The sequence below is a fragment of the Verrucomicrobiales bacterium genome, from assembly GCA_016793885.1.
Lineage (GTDB): Bacteria > Verrucomicrobiota > Verrucomicrobiia > Limisphaerales > UBA11320 > UBA11320.
Genome location: JAEUHE010000178.1, coordinates 101,578 through 121,493, shown reverse-complemented (window position 1 = coordinate 121,493; position 19,916 = coordinate 101,578). Strand labels below are relative to the sequence as shown.

The 19,916-nt window shown below is 62.6% G+C and carries 4 protein-coding genes; 2 read left to right on the top strand and 2 right to left on the bottom strand.

Translation table 11 applies throughout. The features are described from left to right. Positions 1–13: 13 nt before the first annotated feature. On the top strand, positions 14–10,399 hold the full coding sequence (locus tag JNN07_20200) for a DUF3466 family protein (GenBank protein ID MBL9170067.1): 10,386 nt from the start codon (positions 14–16) through the stop codon (positions 10,397–10,399). A 23-nt stretch (positions 10,400–10,422) separates the two neighbouring features. Further along, positions 10,423–11,829, top strand: coding sequence for a hypothetical protein (locus tag JNN07_20195; GenBank protein MBL9170066.1), 1,407 nt, complete (start codon positions 10,423–10,425; stop codon positions 11,827–11,829). A gap of 151 nt (positions 11,830–11,980) precedes the next feature. Here the strand turns inward: JNN07_20195 and JNN07_20190 are convergent, their stop codons facing one another. Next, a complete protein-coding gene (locus JNN07_20190; protein MBL9170065.1) occupies positions 11,981–13,279 on the bottom strand; it encodes a Gfo/Idh/MocA family oxidoreductase in 1,299 nt (432 codons plus the stop codon). Positions 13,280–13,682: 403 nt separating this feature from the next. Next, positions 13,683–19,745 carry a lamin tail domain-containing protein gene (locus tag JNN07_20185; protein ID MBL9170064.1) on the bottom strand — a complete coding sequence of 2,021 codons (6,063 nt, stop codon included), beginning with the start codon at positions 19,743–19,745 and terminating at the stop codon, positions 13,683–13,685. Positions 19,746–19,916 lie beyond the last annotated feature (171 nt).

Genomic DNA, 19,916 nt, shown 5'->3' with positions numbered 1-19,916 from the left:
GGAATCTCGAGCCATGACCTCCAACATACCAACCACGCGTCCGATGAACCATTCGTTTCCTTCCTCGTTGCTGGCGATCCGCATCCTGCTCGGCTGCCTTCTGCTCGGCCCGTGGACTGCCGGGGCGCAAAACAATGTTCGTGTCACCGGGCGCGTCACCGAGCCTGCGACCGGCCGGGGCGTGCCGGGCGTTCAGCTCCGCATGTCCGTCGAGAGTCCATCGTCCGTGTTCGGCACGCCGCGCGCGTTTGACGAAGTGGCGCCTGCGCATGTGGAGAACCTGGGCTTCGGCGGAGTTTCGAGTGGGACTGGCATCAATCTCGATGACAGCTATCAGATTTATCCAGGCGCGCCCTTCGACCGGTTCAGCGTCATCGCTAGCTGCTTCGTGGACGTCTCCACCGCGCAGGATCTCATCGTCGCGTTGGGTAGCGACGACGGCTCGCGGGCCTACCTGGACGGAGTCGAGATTATCAACAACGATTCTCTCCACGGCTACCGTGAACTCACCGCGACGCGGACCCTGCAGCCGGGTAATCACAGTTTCGTGGTCATGATGTTCGAGGCGTTCGGAAGCGCCCGGCTCTCGGTGTCGCTGCGTTGGGCAAATGGCAGCTTTTCTCCCTGGAATCTCCGCTACTACAATCTCGCCAATCTGGCCACGGTGACCACCGCAGCCGACGGCAGCTATGTCTTCCCTGGAACCAGCGTCGATGCGGTGACGATCACGCCCTTGCCCGGGCCGGATCAGGGCTTTTCACCGGCCTCCGACGGCTTTCCCCTGTTTTTTCGGACGACCGCCGACTTCAGTCTGGTGCGTAGCCGACCCACCCTCACGATGGGCGCGGCGGGGACCTCGTCGCTCCTCACTGTTGTGGAAGACCAGGGCCTGATCAGCGTTCCCATCACCCTAGGAGATGGCCAGACCCCGGTCGATCGACTGGTGGTCATCACCGAGTCCAGCAATCCCGGGTTGATCCCGCCACAACACATCGTTGTCACCGGCACCGACGCCGATCGTACCCTGAATTTCACCACCACCACCAACCAGCATGGAAACGCCTCCCTGACCGTCAGTGTGACCGACGCCGATGGCCTTTCCGTGAGCAACACCCTTTTTGTCACCGTCACGCCCGTCAACGACCCTCCGGAGTTCGGCGGAGCGTTGGCCTCCGCAGCGCCTGAGGACACCGCCTCCCAAACCATCACATTCAACCTCACGGATGCCGAAACGCCGTCATCATCCCTTTCCCTCACCGTCGTCAGCAATTCGAACATCGCACTCGCGCCGACGCCGGTCCTCGGCGGAGTCGATACCGTGCGAACGCTGACCATCGCCAGCCCACCCAATGTCAACGGCGAAGCCGTCATCACCCTCGCCGCGTCCGACGGCACCAACACCACCTTCCGCGATCTAACCTTCATCGTCGCGCCCATCAACGACCCCCCCAGCGTCGGGGCGTTCACGGATCTGCCGCGCGCCTTGGCCCTGGACGGTCGCACTGCGACGGTCTCCGCGTCCGCGGTTGGCAGCCTGGGTCTGGGTAATGTTTCCCACACGATCGAAGCGTGGCTGCGGCCTGCTCCGCTGGTCTCCGGCCGAAACTGGGTGCTCGCACTCGGTCAGTCCGGCCCAGGCGCGCACCATTGGATGCTCCGGCCCGTCCCGGGCGATTCCACCAGGGTCTCGATCCAGTTCGGTGTCTGGTCAGGCGTGCAAGTCACCGGCCCTACCCTCGACGTCAACACGTGGCAACATGTCGCTGCAAGCTGGGACGCCGACACGCGGGCCCTCAGCGTCTACGTCAACGGGATTCAGGTGGGACAGCAGATTGGACAGACCGACACCGATGGGATCAATTTCGAAAGCACTCCCGTTGAAGTCGGCGAGCCGCGTTTGCCCGGGGACACCTTTTACGCCGGATCGATCGACGAGCTCCGGGTGTGGTCCCGCACGTTGACCGTGGACCAGCTCCGTGCCGATTGGAACTATCCGCTCGTGGGGAACGAGCCGCAGCTCGCTCTCTACTGGCGGTTTGACGAGCAACTCGCGACCCGCGCCGTGGATTCTGCGGTTGCCGGAGGTCGCAACGATGGCGTCATCACAGGCGGCGCCACCTTTGTCGATGCGCCTGGCCTGCCGTTTGGCCTCAAGGTGATTGACGAGGACACACTCACCCCGGTGTTCCTTCCGGCCTTCGACGTGGAAGTCAGCCTGGGCGAAGCCGGTGCGTCGTTGTCGTACACCATCACCAGCCTGCCGCAACACGGGACGGTGGATCGCACCACCGGAGCCATCCAACCGGGGTCGCAGAATCCAGTCCGCTATCTGCCCGCCGCGAACTACAGCGGTGTGGACTCCTTCAGCTATCAGGTGACGGACCAGGGCAATCTCGTCGCCGGCCCCATCACGGTCCGGCTCAGCGTCCAGTCCCTCAACGATCTTCCTTCGATTTCTGCGATTCCCAACCAGGTGATCGAGGAGGATACGGTGAGCACCTCGTTGCCGCTGGTGGTGCGCGATGCGGAAACGCCGCCAGCCCGCCTGACCCTCCTGGCCGTATCCGACAACAACACGCTCATCCCGCCGCAGAACGTCGCCATCAACGGAACCGGTACCAACCGCACCGTCCTCATCCGGCCGGCACCCGGCGAGATCGGCACGACCCGATTGACGTTGTTCGTGACGGACACCGACGGCGGATCGTCGAGCACGACGTTCCAGGTTCGCGTGGTGCCACGGCCGGCCTACGCCCTGGTGGATCTGGGCCAACTGCCGGGCCGTCCTGCCAGTGCCGGCAGCGGCATCAATCGTCAGGGCTGGCTCGTTGGTTCTGCGCAATCCCAACCCAGCGATCAGCACGCCACGCTCTTCAAAGGCCTCGCCGCCAATGAAGGACTGATCGACCTCGGCACCCTCGGCGGCGCGACCGCCTCGGCGTGGGCCATCAACGACTCGAATGTCGTCGCCGGCTTCGTCACCCGCGTGGGCAGCGCCAACCGCGAGGCTGCCCTCTGGGACAACGGAGCCTGGACCGGGCTTGGCTTCCTGCCCGGCGGCAGCTTCAGTGAGGCGCTCGCCCTCAATAACTCCGGAGCCTTGGTCGGCTACAGCCAGATCGCCGGCGGACGCATCGCCGCATTTATCCGAACCGACGGCCCCCTCGCGCCGCTCCCGAGTTTCCCTGGCGCCACCGGCACCGTCGCGACGGCGATCGCCGACGACGGCTGGATCGCGGGCTATGCCCAGCTGGACGATGGAACCGAGTCGGTCTTTACCGGCACCTCCGACACGCTGGCGCTGCGAAGTCTGCCGGGCTTCCGGCGCAACCGCGCACTCGGCGTCAATCGCAGCCGTACCCTGGTGGGTTACCAGGAAACCGCGTCGGGCGTGCGCCAGGCGTTCCTTCTCGACACCCTCACCGGGTCCAGTCCGTTCCACCTGGGGAAGCTCCCTGGCCAGAACAATTCTGTCGCCCGCGCGGTCAACGACTTCAATCAGGTCGTCGGTCAGTCCGGCAACTCCGCGGTCAGCCAGCATGCCTTCCTTTACAGCGCCGGGCGGCTCCATGATCTGGATGATCTCATCTTCGACTCCCGAAACCCGGATGGCACCGACTTCGTATACGCCGACGGGAACTGGGTTTTGAATGACGCCACAGGGATCAACAACGAGGGATTCATCGTGGGCACGGGGACCCGCAGCGGTGTGCAACGTGCCTTCCTCGCCGTGCCCGCGTGGGTGATTGGTCGCAGCATTGGCAGGCCGGAGGGCGCCGTCCCACGTCAGCCAGAAATTGAGATCCTTCACGGCCAGCCCGGCGACAATGCCCAAAACTCGTTTTTCTGGAGCCTGGTCGAAAGCCGCCTTTACGCCATCCGTCCGGTCACCGCCCGGCTCAAATGGTACACCAGCTTCACCGACACCACCGGTTCCGGCACCAACCTCATCGTCAACAGCGATCGCATCGTCAGCCTCGGCATCAGCGTCTGGCCTAAGAACCCCACGCTGCACGTCGCCACCGTCCCCAGCGAGGTCGAGCCCCAGGGCGTTCCCTTCAGCTACTCGTTCCAGAGCGTGCTCTACTCAACTGCCCAAGGGGTCCATGTGGACACCAGCACCAAACGATTCACTGACGCGCTCCCCGGCTACAGCGTATTGCTCTATCTGCAGACCGACGGCTTCGCGCCGAATCCCAGCGTGCAACGACCCATCTTCGACGTCGTGAAAACCGTGCGCATGGAAGACACGCGCAGCGACCAAAACTGGTTGATCGGCACGCCCATTACCAACGCCACGCACTTCGATTACCTCGGCAAGAACGGCTTCGTCTACTTCCCGAACGCGTTCTATGACGGCGCCGGACCGGATCGTGCCTATGACCGCGACGCCCGCCTCGGCTCCATCCTGCCCGTCAACACCCGCACGCCCGCCATCGCCCGCCCCACTAACGAGCTCGTCGTGGTCTGGTATCACACCAACCGCCTCGGCGTCGCCTGGAGCGACACGGCCATCCGTTACACCGTGCAATGGCCGGCCAACGCCGACTCCATCGTCATCGCCAACGGCCTCGGCTCCGGCCCGCTCCCCGCCCAGTTCATCGAAGAGCCCCGCGTCTATCATCAGCCCGACCCACGCGCTCCCGGCTACAACCCCAACGAGGAACACGCGCTCATCGCCTCCGCTGGTGACAGCCCCGCCGTCTTCGCTCTGCGCAACGATCTCAACGCCGTTCAGAACCAGTCCGAGCCGTACGTTCTTCTGAAATACCGCACCGCGGGCGGAGGCGCGTGGAGCATCAAACCGTTCAAGGTCCTCGCCGAAGGCGTCTGGACCAACGGCGTCCACTACAGGTTCACTTACCCCGGTGTTGCTGGACTCGAACTGCAGCCGCCTTTCCCGCTCAGCGTCCTCCCCCTCTGCGACGCCTCCTACGGCGTCCCCGACAAAGGCCCTTGGTGGGAGGATTATCACGGAAAATTCTACGCCCGCGCCGCCGGCCCGCTTGGGAGCCCCACGAATATTCTCATCCGTTTCTTCTATCCCCTCGTTGACGCCTTCTGGTACGACCTGAATCTCAATGGCACGAACGACGTGTCCCAAGGCACTTGCATCGCGTGGCTCGACCAGCGCGCTGCGGACCAGCTCTCCGGCTCCAACGCCTCCCGCGGAGTCGACGGCCAGCCCATCGACGTCAATTATCGGGTCACATGGCCCACCGACGCACCCGTCCTCGAGGTCGGCTCCTCGCTCCTCCGTTCCCGCAACGGATTGCCCGACGTCTTCAGCATGGCCCGAGTCGAGGCGATTTACGACGATCTCAATCCCACCTGGCGCTACGACACCGACCCCGCCCCGGCGCTTTCCCTCGCGCGCCTCTACGACCCCGTCAGCCAACGTACGGTGCCCGTGGAGCCTCGCACCTTGCTGGATGATCTCGGCCTCGCCCGCGAGAACCGGAACGGGCAGGAAGTGTTCTCCGTGCTTCCAGCCACTCTGAAGCCGCGTCTCACGTACGATCCCATCAACCGAACCCTCTCTTTCGCCGGCGTGGTCGACTACGCCTTCAGCGCCGGGCCCAACCCGCTGCTGCTACCCAACGTCATGAGTCCGCGCGAGCGCGACCGCATCAAACAGCTCGCACCGGGCAGCGCCCCTTGGAGCGCCCTCGTCGAATCTCTCTTCTGGCTCACTCGCAACCCGCACGGCGTCGACCTTGCCCCGCAGGACAATCAGATGGATCGTGATCTGCGGCTCGGCCTGACCACCAACGCGCACGGCCGGATCATCTTCGAAACGTTTGGGGACGGCCCCAAGTCGTTGGCCGCCGCGCTGACCAATGTGCCGCCGGCCCGACCCAACCCTGGGCTGGCCTTTGACAGCACGGGCGGCGGGTGGTTGTCCGTGCCCGACTTCGCGGCGTTGAACGGCGATTTCACAGTGACGCTCTGGGCGCGGCTCGGGGCCGGCGGTTCCGGGGCGCTGATCACCAACGCACCCGCCACCGGCGGCGGTCTGCTGCTGAGCGCCGATCGCCCCGGAAACCGTATCCTGTTCAGCGACCGCACCCACGCATCCGGCGCCTTTCATCAGGTGAGCCAGGTTCTCGACGGGGAGTGGCATCACTACGCGCTCACCCGCCAGGGAACCAATCTCTCCCTCTACTTCGACGGCATCTTCCTCGCCTCCCGTCTGGCGGCCGGCGTGGCTGACACCCGGAATTTCCGCCTCGCGTTTCAAGTCGCCGGCCAGATCGATGAGTTCGCGATGTGGGAGTCCGCCCTCAGTGGCAATGAGATTCGATCGCGCATGAACAAGGCGCTGAATGGGGCGGAGGTCAACCTGCGCGCCTACTTCCCGTTCGACGACGGCCCGACCGCCTCCAGCTTCGTCGACAACACCCGATTCCGCTTCGTTGCCACCCGCGCCGGTTCGCTCGGCGCCATCGTCAGTTCCACGGCCCCCGCCGGCATTCCGCCCCGCTACCTGACTCTCGCCGAGAACAATGATCCAAACCTGCCCGGCCTGCCGGTCGCGCTGCACGTCATTGAGGTCGATGACGGTCCCTATGCCGGCGACGTGAAGATCCTTCCCGGTGACAATGTGTTCGATGAGCGGGTGACCCTCCGCCACAGCAGCGATTTCGGCGGCGCGCCCGAGCAGGTCGAGTTCGAGTGGTACTACAAACCCGACGCCAACAACTTCGACCCGACGGATCTGCCCCGCGTGAATCCCATCACCGGCGCGGTCACCGACGCCCGCGGTTGGCAGAGCTATCCCGCGACGGGGCCCGGCATCAATGACGTCACCCTCGGCGAAGGCGGCGAGTCGAGCCTGCTCACCCTTGGCGATAACTGGTTCGTCTGCCGCTATCGCGGTTATGCTATCGGCCTTCGGCCCGCAACCCGTTGGAGCGATTGGGTCGGCGACCCTTCCGGAGTCGGTGCTCCGCGCGCGTCCCTCGTCGAAGGCTGGATCAAGCGCGTGCTCCGCGGCCTTAATCCGTTCGACGCGCGGACCGCCAGCTTCCACGACTCCGCGGTGAACACCTACGCCAGCATGCTCGTCCAGGCTGGTCCGCGCTATGAAGGACCCATCGCGTTCAACGGCAGCGCTGAAAACCTGAACAGCATCGGGCTGATTCAAGCCTACCAAACCGTCCTCGACCGCGGGCGCAAGTTGAGTATCGACGGCGCGCCGCCCGTGAACTTCGATGCCGCCAACAACGCCCTGCTTCTGGTCTCCAGCAAACTCTCGGATCTTTACATGTTGATCGGCAACGAAGCCTTTGCCGATGCCCAGGACCCCACCATCGGCTTCGGTACCAGCAGCGGGGAATACGGAACGCTCGCCCCCAGCATCTTCGCCTTCCAGAACCAGCTCGACTCGCTGCTCGACGAGGAACTCTCCCTGCTTCGAGGCCGCGACGATCGCGGCGCCGGGGTGCGGGCCGCCCCCGTCTACAATCGCCTGTTCTGGAATTTCACCCTCGGAGAAGGTGAGGTCGGCTATCGGCAGGCCTACAACGTACGCGACCAGAACTTCGACGGCTTCCTCGACGAGCGTGACGCCCGCGTTCTTTACCCCCAAGGCCACGGCGATGCCTGGGGCCACTACCTCACGGCCATCAAGTTCTATTACCACCTCATGCGCCACCCCTCGTTCGCCTGGGTTCCCCGCACGGAAAGTGTGTCTGTCGGCGGAGTCGCCGTCCAAGTCGATTTCCTCGACGAGCGCAAGTTTTGCCGGATCGCCGCCGCCCGCGCCCGCACCGGGCGGGAGATCGTCGATCTTGAATACCGTAACCACTACGTCGAAGACCCCGCCGGCCAGTGGCAGGGCTACAAGGACACAGACTCCGACCGCGCCTGGGGCGTCGACGAATGGGCCCGGCGCGCCGGACAGGCCGCGTTCTTCGACTGGCTCGCCGGCAACGCCGTCCTGCCCGCCACCGATCCCAACCCTGCCCACGTCGGCATCCAAAAGATCGACCGCACCACCGTGGCCGAGTTGCACGAGATCGCTTCGGCCTACGACGCCATCCAGATGAAGATGGACGAGGCGGACGGGGGGCTGAACCCGATCGGCGCGGCGAAAGGTGCACTCGCGTTCGATATCGACCCCACCTTCCTCGAAGTGGGCTCGACCGCGCAGATTGGACGTCGCGCCGTGCAGGGGCTGTTCCAGTTCGATCAGATCCTCGAGCGCGCCGTCACTGCCTTGAACAATGCGACGGCTGTTTGGGACCAAGCCAACAAAACGACTGAGCTGCTGCGGAAAAATCAGGATTCCTCTGACCAGTTCACGCGCAACGTCCGCGAGCAGGAGATCGACTACAAGAACCGGCTCATCGAAATATTCGGCTACCCCTACGCGGGCGACATTGGCGCGGGGCGCACCTACCCCAACGGCTACGACGGGCCCGATCTCTACCATCACATGTATGTGAACACGACGGAGATCACTGGGGAGAACTCCCCTCCGAGCCGCCAATTCACGGGTTATTTCATGGCGCCCCGCGCTGGACTGCAAACGAACGACTTCTTTCTCGGATTCGCCCCCGCGACCCTGGAGAGCGGGATTCTACCGGTGATCTTCCCGCAGTCCGCCAAAGACTACGGCTTCGTCGCCCCTGTCGAGTGGGGACAACGTCGAGCTCCGGGCGAAGTGCAGCTCGCGCTTTCCGACCTGGTGCAAGCCGACGCGCAGCTGAAGATCGCGCTTCAGAACTACGATCGGCTGATTCAGGACATCCAGGCAGCGACTGACTTGCTGCAGGCGCAGTACAATGTGAATAGCGCGGAAATTGGGATCCTGAATCGTCAGCGCGGAACCGTTTCGGACATGAACGCCAGGATCGCCGGCTTGAAGGACACTCAACTCAGCCTTCGGGGCGTTGCGCGGGTGGCCAACTCCGTGGCCGAGTCCGCTGCGGAGGCTGTCCCCAAGATCGTTGGGTTTGCGTTCGACGTCGGTTCACCGATCGCAGGCGCCATCAAGTTGGCCTCCACGATCGCCTCTGTCGGATTCGACACCTTGGCGGACCTGGCTGAAGGCAGTGAGAACTCCATCACTCTGGCGAAGGAGGACGTGGGGCTGTCGACCGAAATTGACCTTGTCGTGAACAGCCAGCGCTTCGAATTACTACAGCGGGTCAAGGAACTCGAGCAATTGGTGCGCAACGAAGCGGCCACCCGCCTCGAGGCCTACAACCAGGCCGAGGTCGTGCGTCAGACCGCCGGCCGTTATCTCGCCAAACTCGCCGAAGGTCAGCGGCTGATCGACCAGCTTGTCCGCTTCCGCAAGGACGCCGCTGCCGATGTCAGCGTTGCGCGCTACGAGGACATGACCTTCCGCATCTTCCGGAACGACGCCCTCCAGAAATACCGCTCAGCCTTCGACATCGCGGCGCGCTACGTCTATCTGGCGGCTAATGCCTACGACTTCGAAGTGAACTTCCTCGGCACCGACCAGATGGCAGGACGTCGTTTCCTTGCCGACATCGTCCGGCAACGGAATCTCGGTCAGATGGCGGACGGCGACCCGGCGGTGGGCATCAGCGGTCTGGCGGATTCGTTGGCCCGTATGGAGGCCAACTGGGCCGTGCTGAAGCCGCGGTTCGGTGTGATCAACCCGCAGATCGCCGACACCCGGTTCTCGCTGCGGGAGGAACTCCTGCGCATTCGCAGCAGCGACGACGTGGATGCGCGCTGGCAGCAGGAGTTGCAAAAGGCCCGGGTGGAGAACCTCTGGGATCTCCCCGAGTTCCGGCGGTTCTGCCGGCCGTTCGCACCCGAGAGCGCCGGACCCCAGCCCGGGCTGGTCCTGCGGTTTCCCACCACGATCACGTTTGGTCTGAACTATTTCGGCTGGCCGCTCGCCGGCGGCGACAGCGCCTACGATCCGTCTCAATACTCCACGAAGATCGCCAAGTGCGGCATCTGGTTCAGCGGCTCTGACCCCGGCGCGGTCGCAGCCACGCCTCGATTCTACCTCGTGCCCATAGGCATGGACGTTATGCGCACCCCCACCGGCAACACCACCGCCACCCGGGAATGGCGCATCGTTGATCAGGTGATCCCCGTGCCCTTTCCCATTGGCGCCTCCGACCTGAGCAACCCCAATTGGCTTCCGATCAACGACTCGCTGGGCGGCAGCTTCGCCCAGGTCCGTCGCTACGCGGCGATCCCCGCCCGACACGACGCAGGGCTCTACTCCGAGGCCGATCTGACCAACGACAATCGTCTGATCGGGCGTAGCGCCTGGAACACCGAATGGATGCTCATCATTCCCGGTGGCACACTGCTCAACAATCCCAAGGCCGGTTTGGACGCCTTCATCCAGACTGTGTCCGACATCAAGATCTACTTCCAAACCTACAGCTACAGCGGCGATTAGCGCCTGCCACCCTCGTTGCCGCCATGAATCAAAATCGTCACGCTGTCGCCATCCCGACCCTTATGAAACCTTCCGTCTCGCTGCTGCCTCAACTGGTGCCGCTTCTCGCCAGCGCTGTGTTCGGGTGTTTCTCGCCATCCCCCGCACGCTCGGAAGTTCCCGAGCCCGACAACGTCTTCTATGGCGTCATCACTCTGGGGGTGACCCCGGTCACCGCCGCCAACACCAACGTTGTCGTCGAGGCGCGCAAGTCGCCCAACGGCCCTGCTGTCAGCAGCTATCGCATGGGGGACAACCCAGCCTATGGTGATCGCTACGCTCTTGAGGTTCCGCTGGAGGCGTTCCTCCCGTTGACCGACGGCCAGGCGTCCCGTGTCGGGGGGCTCATTTACATCAGCGTGCGTGACCACTCCGGCGTGCGTGACACGCGCTCCATCAGCATCTCCCAGCGCGGGCAACTCGTCCGCCTTGACTTCACCGAACGCGACACCGACAGCGATGGCATGCCGGACCGCTGGGAGGAGGTTTACTTTGGCTCGGCTACCGAAATCGATTCCAATGAGGATCCTGACGGCGATGGCAGAAACAATCTGCAGGAATACCTGGCCGGGACACATCCGCGCATTCCCGACGGACGTCACCCGGCGGACGCCGCGCCGGCCGACAATTCTCTCAGCAGCGACGAAGCCGATGTCTACGCCAACGCCTGGCTGAACGGGGACGCCTGGCCCCTTGCACCGACCAATATTCCCATCGCCTACGTCACGCGCGGGATGGCCTTGGCGCTTAACGGAGGGACCTACGTCTACAGCAATGCACCGGCGACCAACGCCCCGCTGTCCTGGGTGTCGCTCCCCGCCGTCCCCTCCAGTGCGCGCGATCACTTCATTACCGCTTCACTACCGTCCTCCGCGGCGGCTCAGACGCCATTCACGGTAACCATCACCGTCCGTCCGGACGTCGCGACCGCATCGTACGCAGTCGAGGATCAGATTCCGAATGGATCGGAAGTGCTGAACATCAGCCATGGTGGCGCGTTGGATCCAGCGAATCGGAAGGTGAAATGGGGACCGTTTCCCGATTCCGGTGAGCGCGTTCTCACCTACGATCTCACCGCGGGCTCCAATGCGGGAAACTTCACGCTGGTCGGTACTGGTTCATTTGACGGGTTCAACGTCGTCATCAGCGGCAATCGTACGGTTGGCGCGGGACTGCCGTTGCGCTGGGCCGCGTCGGTGGTGGACGCCCAAGGACTGCGGTTCACCCTGACGGCCCAGGCTTCCAGGAGCTTCGTGATCGAAGTGTCCACCAATCTTGTGACCTGGCAGGTTCTGCAAACAGTTGCGACCGATCCCAGCGGGCTTTACCAGTTTCGCCCGGGAGCTTCGGCATCCCCAGCCCATCGCTTCTACCGCGCCCGTGTGCCCTAGACACAACGCCTGAAAGCTAAACATAAAAAGGCGAATGGCCCGGCGTCGATCGATTGCCATGTGGTTGCCATCATGACTTTTGTCGAAGTTCGCCGGATCACCGCTTCGATCTGCCGGACCCACATCCGTCGGGGACGAGTCCGACGGGCGGCTAGACCTTCGGCTTCCAGCCCGGGCGGTAGTCGCGAGTCCAAAGAGCGGCCTGTGCGCGCGTGGGCCTCAGCAAGCCGCCGCTGGAGGAATCGACATTAAGGGTGGTCTGCGTCCGCCAGGCGATGTTTCCCAAGTGGCAGAGCAGGGTGCTCTTCTGGCCCACTTCGATTTCCGAATTCAATTGAGTCCCCTTGCGAATGGCGTCCACGAAATTCGCGAAATGGTGCACATCGCTGGCGGAGCCTGACTCTGTCCGCACCTTCTTGCCCTTGGAATCCCAGATCGTGTATTGGTTGCCGGTCAGGCTGAGCGAGCCGCCGTCGCCGTAGAAGGTCAGGAATGGATGGTTCTCTGGCTGGCGTTGGTGGCAGCTGCTCCCATCCCAACTGATGCCGCAATGGCCGAAGTCGTAGGTGGCGAGGATCGTATCGGGAGTCTCTTGATCATCCTGAAAATGGTAACGTCCACCTTGGCAGCTGACGTGACGGGGATAGTCTACCCCCAAGCCCCAACGGGCCAGATCAAGGGTATGGATGCCATTGTTGGCCAGTTCGCCGCCTCCCCAATGCCAGCGCCAGTGCCAGTTATAATGGACCAAGTTGTCGACGTAGGGACGTTCCGGCGTCGGTCCCTGCCAGAGCGTGTAGTCGAGCGAGGCTGGCACGGGGACGGACTTCCCCCGGCCGATACTGCCGCGCGCAGCGTCATACCAGCAACGGCTGAACCGAAGCGGGCCCACCACGCCCTGGTGTAGCTCTTCCATGGCCTGGATGAAAATGGGCATGCTCCGTCGTTGGTTCCCCATTTGCACGTGGCGTTTTTGCTTGCGCGCAGCGGCCACCATGAGTTCGCCTTCCTTCGCGTTGTGGCTGCCCGGTTTCTCAACATAAACATGTTTCCCAGCGGAGCAGGCAAGGATGGTGGCCGGCGCGTGCCAGAAGTTGGGGGCGGCAATCGAAATGGCATCGATCGAGGGATCCTCCAGCAACCTACGAAAATCCCGGACCCCTTTTGGCTCTTGTCCCGTCTTCTCCCTCACTGTTTTCACCGCGGCTGCCACGCGCAGATCGTCGACGTCGCAAACCGCCGCGATCTCGACCTGTGGGACTTGAAGAAATGCCTGCACATGGGCCATGCCCCGGTTCAGTCCCATGACCGCCACGCGTACGGTTCGCGACGGGGCGTCGGCGCTCAGCAGGGACGGAGCCTGGCCGGAGGCAAGGATCGCGCCGAGGGCTCCGGCAGACTGGACGAATCTGCGTCGTGATAGCTGGTTGGAGAAGGTGGTGCGGTTCATGGAAAGCAGGTGGGCCATTCAGACCGAGCCGTGCGGGTTAAACAAGGAGATTGTGAGCGGGGAGGTGGCCGGGAGGGGGTGATTAAACCTGGGTGGGGCTTGAAAGAGAATCGCCACCAGGGTAGGGCGAAACTCCGTTGAGCCCATAATGGCTCCAGGCTCCGCTGCACAAGGAAGGCTACCCCGATAACGGCATCTCAACGTGGATTATCCTCCGCTCTTCTCGCCGCGGCTCCTTGAACTCCTGCAAATCAAGGGAATTCATGGGCTCAACGGAGTTTCGCCCTACCTCGTGGGTTCAGCGAAATAAACCGGGGGTGCCGGCACCCCCCCCCGGAAGCGTAGAAATATCGAGCATCGCGCAGCGATGCCACCGGCCGCTCTGGCTTACCTCACGCGTTCCTCAACGAATCTGTGCTCCCGGGGTTAGGAGACGATAATATCGGTTCGAACTTCCGGGAGCGCCATCGATGACTGTTTCGGCCCGATTGTCCGAACGCGCGGGCATGTTGGTCAAGATTCCCCACGCCGATTGCAGATCTCCCCGGTATTGCACCGAATAGGTTCGGTTGGAGCGCGCGAGGAAGTTCAGGCTAATGCGGGCGGCATCTCCCTCGATTGACTCCACCTTGAGATAGCTGGATGGATCTTTCGGATCCGTTCCAGCCATAAACTCGGCAGCGTTGCTCACGCCGTCGCCATCGGCATCCTGGTTGGCATCCGCGGCCTGGTTGGCGTTGAACCCGTATTGGGTCTCCCAGCCATCAGGAATCCCGTCGGAGTCTGAATCGGTGAGAACGGTCAGGGCCACGCCGGTGCTGACAGGTGTCGTGCCAGCGATGTTCGTTACCGAAACGGTATACGTACCGGCTCCCGCCGCCTGCACGTTGTTCAAGATGTAGAACGAGACGCGTTGATTCAGGATCATGTTGGTAACCACGACCCCATTTTTGCGCCAGCGGAAGGTGAGGGGTAGGCTGCCGTCGGCCGCAGCACTGAAGACCGTACTGCCTCCTACCGGCACCGCTGTGGCCAGGGGAGCTTGGGTCAGGACCGGTTTGGACACAATGGTCAGAGTGGCGCTCTGGCTCTCAACTGGCCCAACCCCATCCGTGACGATGCAGGAATACCGGCCCTCGCTCTGGTAGGTCAGTGAGCGGACGGTCAGTGATGCTGTGGTGGCGTTGGCTATGTTTTGGCCATTGAACTGCCATTGGTAACTCAACGGCGTGGAACTAATGGCGACGATGGTGAAGGTCACGTTCGAGCCCAAGATACCAAAGGCATTCCGGGGTTGGGTGGTGATGGTGGCGGGAATGAGCAGGGTGAGGGAGACATTGGAGCTCACCACGGATCCTCCCGAGCCATAAACGACCACACTGTAACGCCCCTCCTGGCCCGGTTGCAGGTTGGTCAGCGGGAGCAGGGGGGCAACGGCGCCGGGAATCGCGCTTCCGTTGAATCTCCATTGATAGTTCAAAGGCTCCCCGCCCAGAGCGGTCACCTGGAAGTTCGTCGCTCCATAGGCGATGGCGACGATGCTTTCGGGCTGTCGCGTGATGGTGGGGCGTGAACCGCCCAGCCAAGCTCCGCCGGGTGTGGGCAGGGCGGCGGTCCAGTTGGCGGGCTCATGGCCGTAGCTGCTGGCTACGAGTTTTTGAAGCGACGGTCCGGAGCCATCGGCCGCGGTTGGCCAACCACCGCGGTCGTTGTAGCGCACGGCATCGACGGTGATGTAGTCCAGCCGGTTCGAGTTGGGCGCGTCAGGACGCTGCACTTCGAGGAGTTCGCCACTGCGCTGGAGACTGCCACTGATGGGACCTAGGATGAGCTGGTCCGCGGGCAGTGAGTATCTTCCGCGGAAGAGGGTTGGATCGTCGACCGTTAACAGGACCGTTTGTCCGGGGGCGAGCTGAGAAGCGGCTGGGAAGGTGAAATCCAATCCGCTGACTCTCCAGGTGTTCGTAGGCCGCGCCGGATCGTAGAGAGGCTGGACAGTTGAGGAAATATTCTTCAGCTCGACAAAGGCATCCTGGCTGGCCAGCGGATGATAATGGATCTCCGAGATTACAATCGGCCCGATAAGCGGCCCACTGTTCGCAGCGCCGGGGGTCGTCCGGATTTGAGCAGGGAAGGCTTCCTGGCCGGTGCTGAGCGTTTGTCGGCCGAAGGACACGCCCTCGGCTGCCGGGCCGAAGTCGAACCCGTGTGTGTAGCCGGTCAGGTTACTGGTGGAGTTGGCGGAGAACAGATAGATCGCATCACCCGCTGCATTCAGCCGCAGAGGGTTGACTGCTCCGGGGGGGGCAAATTGGCCCTCATCGAGAACGAGGTAGCCTCCCGGGGCGATCATGGTGCCCGGCTCGATACGATACTTTCGGGGTTCGGCGATGCTGTCAGTCAGGAACCAGCCGCCGACCAAAACGGTGGCGGCAGTCGGGTTGTGCAGCTCGATGAAATCGCCGTCGGGGGAACTGCTGCGCGTGAGTACCTCATTGATGACCACGGCCGGAACTGTATTCGGAGGTTCCACCGCGCCGGGGGAGCCGCCGCTGGCCGAGCTGGCCTGCCAGCTGCTCGCATCATCCAGATCGTCGCTGCTGCCAGGGCGACGCAGCACCAAGGAGAACCCTTGGCCATCGGCGGTCAGCGGCCAGGGCAGTTCGTCGCTGTAAGCGAAGGAAAGGACTTCGCCGAGCAAACCGTGCGACAGGGTGAGGGTCTCCCCCGAGTTGGCTAGGGAGCCGGTATAAACCCCGTTGGGAACCGCCGCTGGATAACGGGTTTTAAACGCGGATAGGTTGCGGACGAGCAGGTAGGACGCTTTCGGAGCCAGGGTTGTGCCGTTCGTGAACGTGAACGTGATGCCGGCGGTGAAGGACAATCCTCCGAGGTTCAACGAATTGGCTCCCGTGTTCCGCAGCTCCAGAAACTCGAATTCCTCTCCGGGCACCGGCAGCGCATCGAGTGGATTGTACATGATCTCCGTCACCGTCAAATCCGCGAAATAGCCGGCGCTGGTGAAGGGAGCCTCCACCAGGGCGCTCCAGTTGGTGGAATTTTTGACGCGAGCCTTCAGGTAGGCGTTGCCGTTGATGGACAGCGGAGCGCTATAAGGCTGGGCTTCCGGAGATAGTCCGCCGCCGACGAGCCGCGGGTCAGACCCATTAAGGGTGAAGTAGATTTGTCCGGCCACGTTGGTGTGCGTCAGGCTCAGCGTGAATCCGGGCAGCACGGTTCCACCGAACTGGCTAAGCACCGGCGCTCCCAACGCGGGATACAACCCGGAGGAACGGAATTGCTTGAGCACAACATCGCTTCGCTGAGGGAGGTAGGTGCCCAGGAGCCAGTCCCGTTCGCGGCGCCAGTCCTCGATATCCTGAGGCGGGTTCAGATTGTCGTCTCCCCATCGCGCGGTTTCTGCCAAAATCGCCAACTCGACCTGATCGGCCAGAACCTTATAGCGCTTGACCAGGGCCGCCGGAGAGAGTGTGCCGCCGTTGAAGAAATGACGCTGAACGCGGTCCGCAAAATCCATTTTGTACTCCGCCAGTCGTCCCAGATAAAAATGGGGTTGCCCGACCCAGCTGGATTCGGTGCCGGAACGTGGTGACACCATGTTCAGGGGCGAACGATCGCGGTTGTTGCCCATCGTGTTCTCGAAATCCCACATGTAGAACTTGAACCCGGTGCTGTTGGTGGTTCGCAAGCGTCCGAACCAGAAGTTTTTATTCGGCCAATCCCAGTTGCCGCCCCAGATGTTGGCCATCATGTAGTCGATGTAATTGAATCGGTCGAAATAAACCGGAAGCGCGGGGTTGATGCTTCCATCGGCGTTCTTGCCTTGCATCCGCTGATAGTCGGTCGTGGTTTTGGCCGCAGCCGTCAGGTTGTTAAAGCTCGTCCACGCGCTAAGGTCCCCGTTTTTCACGTCGCCCGCATTGTTGGAATCCCAGTCCAACGGGTCCCCGCCGAAGTAAGACGAGGAGAAATCCTCATTGGGACGTTCACAGATTTCGTACAAACCCCAATAGATGCCGTTGAAGTAGCAATGAACGAAAATGCCATGCGGCGAGGGATTGCCCATCGCCTGGTTCAGTTCGCCCCCGAACCGGTTTCGGATGAACTGTTCGGTGTCCTTGGCATCCCCCCAAGCATAACCGTCGTTGGCACCTGCCCGGAGCACCAGGGTGTCGAACTCCCGCACCGCATCATCGGTCTGGAACAGATCGTGACGTAGCTTCCCGGCACCGTATTGGGCCTTGAAGAGCACACGCAGGGAGTGTTTTTGGGTGACGTTGGGATCACGGAAATATCCCCCTTGAACTCGGAGGCCACAGTTCTCCTGGAATTCGGTCGCGCCATTGGTATCGACCATCTCCATTGAGACCGGACGCTCCCAGTCGATGCCATGGCTGTTCGGATTGGCGTAAAAGCCCCGGCTCGCGTTGAAGAAGTTGGAGATGCTGGTGCTGAAGAAGACCGACGGGAGCGACCTCAACGAATCGATCATGCGGGGAGCGGTGGTCGCGTTCGTCGTAATCCGCGGGTCCATGGCGTAGTCGGCAGCGACTCCCGCCCAGGAGGTCGGATACCCGGCGTTGGTGACGCTCCGATGGCTCTGGGCGACGACCTGGTCCAGGAAAACGTAGGTATGGGTATCGACATCCGAAGGCGTGTAACCGGGTTTCGTGGCAATGGCGCGCAGGACCGTCGTCCGACTGATCGTCAGTGGAGTCGAATACACGATGCCTTCGGTAGCGCTGGGAGCGGCTCCGTTGGTGGTGTAGCGGATTTCGGCGCCGGGAGTGGCGGTGGAGATGGCGACTTCAAAGGGAGCGTCGAAGAAGCCCCGGTTCACGCTGAACTGGGTGTCGGCCACAAATCCTGCCGTGCCGGGTTGATTGGCGGATCCGGGTGTGGACTGGACGAAGTATTGTTGCGAGACCACTCCCAAGGATTGGCCGGTGAGTTCGGCGGAGAGGAGAAAGTCGTCGTCGGTAGCGGCACGGTTGAAACCTTGGATGGCCAGGATATTGATTCCGTCCTGAAGTAGGCTGGAGTGGGAGCTGACATCAAAATCTTGAAAACGAATGGCGGAAGTGTCCGCCCGCTCGGCCGTTGCCGGACTGTTCCAGGTGGGGGCGGCAGGGGCGTTCGCTTCGGCGATTTTGACTCCGTTGAGGTAGGCCACAAACCCGTCGTCGTACTTCATGCGCAAGGTGAGGAGATCCAGCAGCGGCAGGTTTTCTTCCACCACCAGGAAGGGAATCCGCACCAGGGCCGACGGGTTCACGCCGAGCATGGCAGTCTGGAGATCGGTGCGGAGGAGCGATTTGAAGGTGGCCGGAGCGGTGGAGGCGTAGACTTCGACCTCGCTGAGCGATAACACATCGGCTTCATCTCCATTTCCTTGCCCCCCCGTCCCTGACAGATCGGGGTCCGGCGTTCGCGTTACCCGAACTCGGCCGCCCACGACGGCATTGCCGGTGAGTTCGCGTAGATTGATGCGCAAGGAAGCCGGTCCGTCCAGTCCGCCGTTACCCAGGATGTTTTCTGGGTTGAGCAGCGCGGAGGTGAAGTTCGTGGTGCTCAGGTTGCTGGCGAGAATACGGACGGTGATGTCCCGCAGGCGGGAGCCGCAGCAGCCTTGTCGGTTGTACAAAATGATCTCCTCGATGGCCGCGTTGGTGCCCAAGTTGACCTCCCATCGGGCCGGGAGCGAGACCCCCGCCACCGTGTGGGTGAAGGTCGCTGGATTCCCATCCAATGCCTGGGAACCGGCGAACGACGTGGACGATTGCGTCGCGGTCCTGCCACGGGCGATATTCACCAACTGACCTCCGCCCCCGGAGATCTGTCCTGCGTCGAACCCAACGGGGGTGGATCCGGTGCTCCAGGCGAGGTCGTCAAAGGTGGCGTCAGCCCAGTTCTCCGGGCGGTCGAGGGTCGAGCCCGGCACTCGCCACTTGGCGGGTTTTCCTTCGGCCGACAGCACATTGGTGAGGTTCTGGGTGAAATACCCATAGGAGACATCGTTGAGCTGCGGGGGGTACGTCGGAGCGAATCCGGACTCGACGGTGCTTCCATCGGGCCGGACCAGGGCGAGATATTCGCCCGCGCTATCGAGCTCGAAGTTGGTGTGGAGTGCCTGGCCGGGAAGTGTCCGGTTCTTAGCCGATGCGAAAACCAGCAAGAACCCGCCGGGAGGCAGGTTGGTGGCGGGGAAGGTCCACTTCGCCAGATCCAACGAGTCGTCCGTGAGGTGCCAGCCGGCGAGGTTGACGGGGTTCGTCGTGGGATTATGAAGCTCAATCCAATCCGAAGCATTCCCATCCTCATCCAGCCTTCCCGAGCTGTTCGAGGCTAGGAACTCGGAGATCACAAGTTGCTGAGCGGCAGACGACTGGAAGCCGAGGCAAATCAGGCTCAACCAGACGACAACGAGACTGCGATGGGTACGCATGGAGTTGGGTAAAAGATGAATTTGGTCTAATATGACAGCTATGTGACGTTAGGACAAACAAGAAACCGGCGCGCGCTAGAAAAGACGTGCGTTGAGTCCGGGTGAGGCTCGGTCTTTTGTACGTAGTTCCGCCTTTAGGCGGTCCCCTGGTGCTTGCTGATCATGGAAACG

What these genes read in the sequence shown, in the direction of transcription:
- JNN07_20200 (MBL9170067.1), top strand. Translation starts at nt 14, where the DNA reads ATGACCTCCAACATACCAACCACGCGTCCGATGAACCATTCGTTTCCT.
- JNN07_20195 (MBL9170066.1), top strand. Translation starts at nt 10,423, where the DNA reads ATGAATCAAAATCGTCACGCTGTCGCCATCCCGACCCTTATGAAACCT.
- JNN07_20190 (MBL9170065.1), bottom strand. Translation starts at nt 13,279, where the DNA reads ATGAACCGCACCACCTTCTCCAACCAGCTATCACGACGCAGATTCGTC.
- JNN07_20185 (MBL9170064.1), bottom strand. Translation starts at nt 19,745, where the DNA reads ATGCGTACCCATCGCAGTCTCGTTGTCGTCTGGTTGAGCCTGATTTGC.